This is a genomic window from Devosia sp., from assembly GCF_040509215.1.
Taxonomy (GTDB): Bacteria; Pseudomonadota; Alphaproteobacteria; order Rhizobiales; family Devosiaceae; genus Devosia.
In genome coordinates this window covers 25628-31962 of record NZ_JBEVLL010000327.1, presented here as the reverse complement: position 1 = coordinate 31962, position 6335 = coordinate 25628, and the positions used below count along the sequence as shown (strand labels likewise).

Below are 6335 nucleotides of genomic sequence, written 5' to 3'. Positions count from 1 at the left end.
ACTATCCCGGCTGGCAACTCATGAAAGCGCAGGCGGTCGCAGATCGGCAGGGCTTGTCGCGCCTTGTCGCGCATCAGGTCTATTACTCGCTGATCGGCCGGGCCTATGAAGCGGAGCTGATGCCGCTCGCCGTCGATCAGGGCGTGGGCGCGCTGGTCTGGAGCCCCCTTGGCTGGGGTCGGCTGACCGGCCGCATCGGACGCGGTCGCCCGATCCCCGCAGGCAGCCGCCTCCAAGAGACCGAGCAGTTCGCCCCACCTGTCGAAGAAGAACATCTCTACCAGGTGATCGACGCGCTGGAAGATATCGCGCGTGAGACCGGCAAGAGCGTCCCGCAGATCGCGATCAATTGGCTGCTTCAACGCCCAACCGTCTCGTCAGTCATTATCGGGGCGCGCAACGAGGAACAGCTGCGCCAGAATCTCGGCGCCGTGGGCTGGAAGCTCACGCCAGAACAGATGGCGGCGCTCGACAGCGCAAGCGACCTGCTGCCTCCCTATCCCCACACTCCGTATCGCCAGCAGGAGGGCTTTGCCCGCCTCAACCCGGCGATTGTCTGACAAGGAATTCCTGACATGAAATTCAACCTTGGGCTGATCGCTCTATCGGTCGGCGCCTTCGGCATCGGCGTGACGGAATTCGCCCCGATGGGGCTGTTGCCGGTCATTGCAACCGATCTCGACGTTTCCATCCCTGTCGCGGGGCTGCTCATCAGCGCCTACGCACTGGGGGTGATGATCGGCGCGCCGTTGATGACGCTCACAACCGGCCGGGTGCCACGCCGCACGCTGCTGATCGCGCTGGCCGGCATCTTCACCCTTGGCAATCTGCTGGCAGCGGTATCATCAGGCTACGGCATGTTTCTCTTCGCGAGGATCGTCACCTCCCTCAACCATGGCGCCTTCTTTGGCGTCGGATCGATCGTAGCGGCCAGCCTGGTGCCGCCCGAGCGCAGGGCCGGCGCGGTCGCGGCGATGTTCATGGGACTAACCATCGCCAATGTCGTCGGCGTGCCGCTCGCGACCTGGGGAGGCGAATATCTCGGCTGGCGGATGGCTTTTTGGGGAATTGCCGGGCTCGGCATTGTCACCATGGTCGCGCTTCGGCTGACACTGCCGTCACTACCTGCACCCAAGAGCGGCAACGCGCTTGCCGAATTGCGCGCGCTGAGGCGCGGAAAGGTGCTCGGAGCACTTGCTCTCACCGTCGTCGGCTCGAGCGCGATGTTCGCTGTCTTCACCTATATCGCGCCGATCCTGCGCGATGTGACACACGCTTCGCTTGGCTTCGTCACGGCGATGCTCGTTACCTATGGCGTGGGGATGACGTTGGGCAACTGGTTGGGCGGCCGCTTCGCCGACCGGTCGGTCGATCGCACCCTGATCGTGACGCTGGGCGGGCTGACCGCGATCCTCATCGCCTTCGCATTGTTGATGCCCTTTATCGCGCCGACGCCGATCATCATCTTCCTGTGGGGCGTGGCAAGCTTCGCACTGGTGCCGCCGCTTCAGGTTCGGGTCATGTCAGCTGCGGTAGACGCGCCCAACCTGGCCTCGTCGGTCAATATCGGCGCATTCAACCTCGGCAACGCCATCGGCGCGGCACTGGGTGGCGCGGTCATCGCATCCGGACTTGGCTATCCCGCAGTGGCACTGGCGGGCGCCGCGACCTCGGCCATCGGGCTAGTCGCTGTTCTGATCGCGGTTGGCAGGGCACCAGTGCCGGCCGATCAGCAACTTTGCAGGACATGAGGATGGGCTATGAACGACTGGACAGGGGTGCATTCCGAACGGCAGTTCCTAGCCCCATTGTAACTACTGAGGGTGACGGCCCGACCTGCCGGAAGCAGCCGTCGCCATTGGGTGGTCAACGGGAGAGACTAGTCCGCACGTATCAGCGTCAGGCTAACTTCCGCGGCACCCTCAGCTCGGAGGAAATTCGCTTCCGAACCTTCGCAGCGGTTAAGCTCCATAACGCCCGCACGTCCACCAACAACGCATCCTACGTGGCAGTTCGCCCACGGCCATGGTTCGCGCAGCGATCCAGGTTCGAAGTGGATCATATTGTCGCTGCCCATCCGGAACGCTGGCCATTCGTTTAGCCCGCGTGACGATGGCAACTCTGGCAAGCTCCCAAGGCCAACAAGCTGGAGCCCACCCTGTTCCGCTTGAGGCTTGTCACCATAGACTCGCATCCGCAGCCTAGTCAGGCATTACCACGTAGTCGAAATATAGCGGCGTACTCCTGGTTCGCGACATGAAGTCGATCATTGCATGCGTGCCTTCCGCATTGTGTGCCAGGTCGGTATCGGTCTGGATAACCCTCTCCCCGCACTTGACCTTGAGCGCCTGGCTTATGGAGGGCAGCGGATGGTCCCAGCCGGCCGTCTCGATCGCCCACTTCCTCACCGCCGGAACCATTGCTGCGAATTCCTCGGCATGCCTGTTGCGACCCAGCCATGCAAGGTTGGGATAATCGTCCTGGGTGCGGCCTTGCAGTGTAGCGTTATGACTTCCGTGGTGCCCCACCTTGTAAAGCACCGTGCGGCCCAACAGTTCGCGTACATTCACATCCCCTTCGGAATCCGGGAAATCCTTGGCGGCCCAAGACGCCCAGTTCCCGCGCTGTGCATCCCCGGCGAACAGCAGAACCTTTCCGCCCTTTCCCAGTTCAAAGGCCAATACTAAGCTGGAATTGTTCGTGAACTCCCCCATAGCCATTGCCATGCGATCCGCCGAATGCAGCCAATCGTGCTCGATCCGCCTGAATTTGGCATTGCCTGACACGACGTCATCATCGTCGTTGCTTTCCTCGCCCCTCCCGTAGTGCCGGTCGTACCAAGACGACAGTTCCTCGCTTTCGCCGACGCGATCGAGCCTAGTGGCATATCGGCCGGCAAATGGAGCGAAGGTCTCCCGACCGCCTAGCGCTGCTTCAAACGACATGTCCGGCAGCGAATCGGAGAATGTCCGCGGGAAGGCCTCTCCTCCCCGGGGTTCCAGATCGGCAATCGCATTCTCATCGTGCGGCGGCCCCAATGCGAAGACCCGCACGAAGTCGACCCCGGGTACTCGCACAATCTCCTGGTGGGGATAGATGCAACGAGGGAGTCCTTGGATTTTCGAACGGAGCATGGCGAGTGCGGATTTGTTGGTGAACCTGCCGGCTGCGCACAGTTCCTCTGTCGTAAGCCCTTCCTGCTCTCCGCCGATCTCAAGGGCGACCATCTCGTCAATACGGGCGGCGGTAGGAGAGCCATTGGCAGCCAGCCTGCTGCGGGCGGCCGAAAGGCCGCGCAGTTGTCCCTCATGTCGTCTGCGCAGGGCGTTCGCGAGCTGGTCGCTTTCGCTCTCAACCCAGGAGAACCAGAGGTGCCCTATTTCGAATCCTTTGAAGCGCTCCTCGGTAAAGCCGTTGAGATGGTCCTGGTGCTCGTGGGTGACCACCACAACGTTGAGCTTTCCGTCGGTGACCCTTCGGATGTCGGCGACAACGTCGTCGGCGGAGGTCTTGATCGGCAGGCATTTCTCGGAACCTGGTTTATAGCCGCAGTCGATAAGCACAAAGACCTTACCCTCCTGACCGAGAAATGAGAGGAGGAAGCAATCGCCATGGCCGATCCTGTACATCCGGATGGCTGCGCCACCCATCGGTGGGTCGAGAATCAAATCATGGGAGGCAGGGTGTCTTGGCATTTCAGTCTCCTTCACGGTGGAGCAGGGCGAAGGGTTCGCGGGAATAAATTATCCTCGTACCGGGGTCATAAGCGTTCGGTGGCTTTACGCCTCGGGTTAGAAATATCCGGAGCCGCTCTAGTTCGTCATTGTCGTCGATCGGGGTAGCGGTGCGTATGACCCGCCGGAGGTGGAGCGAGTCCGATTCGATGATCAGGGTGCATCCGGCTCTGAATCTAAAATTGCCGTTGTCTCCGCTTTTGATCTCCTCTTCACCGAGGTCTTTCCGTCTCTGTTCGTCAGCGTCGTAATAGCCGCGCCGCCTTTGGGTCACTTCGACGACCAGACAATCGATCGTACCACCCTTAGCAGTCTTCCTGACCGCCCGCCGCACGGAGTGGACCTCCACCGCAAGACCCACTTTGCCTTTTGGCGGCTTAAAGATCGTCCGCCTCTTGGGGTCCTCGTCGAGAACGAGGCCGGCCGCCTTGGCGTATTTCCGGCCCTCGCCATTTACCAGCCAGCCCCACATCTGCCGCGCGCTGTCTTCCATCCCTTCCCAAGACTTGCGGCGGTCGGATTCTAGCGTCCAAGGCAATAGTCGGTCGACGTACGACGCGGCTTTCCGCGTCCCGCTGGAATACGCGACTTCATCGGTATCGTGGGCTGAGCCAAAGATGGTACTCAGATCAAGATTACCCCCTAGTCCGACTTCGGACATACTCTCATCGCCAGTCGGCCAGAGGAGGCTGTCAATCGACATACTCCGCATAGCGCGCGGATGAATGCCCCACTCTCTGAAGCTTTCAACGAAGGCTAAACGGAAACCGGCCTCGTCTTCGGGGTTCACGTCGAAGTCCGCCGTCACGATCGCCCTGAGATAATCCCCGAATGTGATGCCGACCGGCGGGCAGTAGTCGAGCGCCCGAATGCACATCTGGAGAACGTATAGTGCCGCGCGGGCAGCCTCGTCGGCCAGCCTCTTTGCAAGGTCCGGATGTATCTCGCCTTCAGGCAATACACCTGTGCCTTGGGTCGCGATGCGATACAGGTCGACGGTGCGGGCGCGGTACACCTTGGTGAATGCCCCGAAAACTGCTGCGACAAGGATCGAGCCTCGATCATGCGGCTCCAAAACGGTGTCCAGCTCGTTCGTGTTGGGAGCTCGTCGCATCCATACACCCGTCTCTTTGTCCCGCTTACCGAGAGCATCCCTCAATGCTCCTCCCCGGCCCGAAGCGCGTCCGAACTGTTGAGCGAGTTGGGCCAGAAGATTGTCACCGACGAGGTCGCCGCGGGTGCGCGAAATCTGGTCCCTCAGGACACCCGGATAAGAGAAATGCTGGAACAAGGCGACGATGTCGGCAAAGGCCTCGTGAAAAGCCAGAACATCCGGATTGACCGACCGGTTGAACCTCGGATGTACCCCATCTAACAGGGCGTGGGTGGTCTCGTGCGCGATGATGTCGTGGGAAAGGCAGGTGAATACCACCGTGCCCGGGGAGTTGAACTTGTCTTTCCGCTCGACTGGAAAGTAACCGAACAGCAGGGCTTTCTTGTCGGGGCTATAGTAAGCATTCTGCTCCCGCAGGGCGTGCGGATAGATCCTCAACCTTTGGATGTAGCTCTCATACCGTTTGCCCTCTTCGGTATATTCTCGGCTCGCCCAGAGGGCAGGGCGGCCCAGTGCCCGTTCGAAATGGCCGATGGTCGCCATTGCGACGGCGTAGACCATCTGCTGGTGGAACTGCGGATTTGTCTCGCTGGGAGGCAGCCCGTCCTGGGCAAGTAGCATGGGATTGTCGAGGTTCACCGGCCTATACATAACACCGCTGGCTGGATCGACGTCGACCACCTCTATGTACTCGCCGACCGGACCGGGTTCGAGCCCCTCCCACGGCACGTTGACCGTAAGCTCTCCGATGCCCGCGTTTTCGAACTGCCCGGCAAGCCCCGGGTCAAAGGAGAATATTTGCAGGCGCCTTGATACCGGCGGGGCAACGAACTCGCGCTCCATTTCAGCCTCCTCGAAAAGTGGGCGGTCGTGAAGATCGGCAACAACTCAGATTTAGAATTGGGCTGCGCGAGCCCTAACGTAATTGACTGTCCTGGCCCTTCGCTGGATGGCGCTGGGTACTTACCGACGCCCGTGTTCGTGGAGCGGATCGGGTGTGGGTTTCAAACGTGAGTGTTTCCCGCTTCCATTGAGCGGGCGATATCCAGCGTTTCCGCAGGCGTCGACATGGCCATTCGAACCGAAATAGTATCGGAGGATTGTCTGGCGGCGGCCTCGACTGCCGCAGCCTTGAGAAGGCTCTTGTCGACTTCGCTGGTCAACCATCGAGCGCCGCCGACGCCGACAATCACGGCGCCGACCAATGAGGCCAGGGTCAGTCCCGTCCCGGTCAGGGGACCACCAGTCGTGGTGACTGACGACCCGACGATCATCTGGTTGCTAAGCGGCCCATAAAGACCCCACGACACAACTGCTGCGACTGAACCGGTGAGTATATTGCCGAGAAACCCCGGACGCATGATGGTGGCACCAGTTACGGTTGTCTCTGCCTTGGGAAATATGAAGCCGTTGTCGGACAGCATCGCGTTCACGGCGCCGCCGATTGCCCCGGCAACGACGACTAGCACGATCATTATGATCATCAA

Annotated in this window: 5 protein-coding genes; 2 read left to right on the top strand and 3 right to left on the bottom strand. The window is 60.7% G+C overall.

What is annotated here, in order from left to right:
* Both ABW043_RS18560 and ABW043_RS18555 read left to right on the top strand, forming a co-directional pair.
* Positions 1 to 560 (top strand): aldo/keto reductase (locus ABW043_RS18560; protein WP_353922685.1); only part of this gene is annotated, 560 nt, incomplete at its 5' end.
* Positions 561 to 575: 15 nt separating this feature from the next.
* Entirely contained in the window at positions 576 to 1751 is a 1176-nt protein-coding gene (locus tag ABW043_RS18555; protein WP_353922684.1) for an MFS transporter, read from the top strand.
* Positions 1752 to 2201: 450 nt separating this feature from the next.
* On the opposite strand, the gene ABW043_RS18550 is transcribed toward ABW043_RS18555, so the two are convergent.
* The 3 genes from ABW043_RS18550 to ABW043_RS18540 all read right to left on the bottom strand — a co-directional run bounded on the left by ABW043_RS18550 (position 2202) and on the right by ABW043_RS18540 (position 6332).
* The gene (locus ABW043_RS18550) at positions 2202 to 3695 is read right to left on the bottom strand and encodes a ComEC/Rec2 family competence protein (protein WP_353922683.1); all 1494 of its coding nucleotides are present in this window, start codon (positions 3693 to 3695) and stop codon (positions 2202 to 2204) included.
* A gap of 1 nt (position 3696) precedes the next feature.
* Positions 3697 to 5691 (bottom strand): gluzincin family metallopeptidase, encoded by a 1995-nt coding sequence (locus ABW043_RS18545; RefSeq protein WP_353922682.1) that lies wholly within the window; start codon positions 5689 to 5691, stop codon positions 3697 to 3699.
* A gap of 161 nt (positions 5692 to 5852) precedes the next feature.
* Positions 5853 to 6332, bottom strand: coding sequence for a DUF4257 domain-containing protein (locus tag ABW043_RS18540; RefSeq protein ID WP_353922681.1), 480 nt, complete (start codon positions 6330 to 6332; stop codon positions 5853 to 5855).
* Positions 6333 to 6335: the final 3 nt, after the last annotated feature.

What these genes read in the sequence shown, in the direction of transcription:
- ABW043_RS18550 (WP_353922683.1), bottom strand. Translation starts at nt 3,695, where the DNA reads ATGCCAAGACACCCTGCCTCCCATGATTTGATTCTCGACCCACCGATG.
- ABW043_RS18545 (WP_353922682.1), bottom strand. Translation starts at nt 5,691, where the DNA reads ATGGAGCGCGAGTTCGTTGCCCCGCCGGTATCAAGGCGCCTGCAAATA.
- ABW043_RS18540 (WP_353922681.1), bottom strand. Translation starts at nt 6,332, where the DNA reads ATGATCATAATGATCGTGCTAGTCGTCGTTGCCGGGGCAATCGGCGGC.
- ABW043_RS18555 (WP_353922684.1), top strand. Translation starts at nt 576, where the DNA reads ATGAAATTCAACCTTGGGCTGATCGCTCTATCGGTCGGCGCCTTCGGC.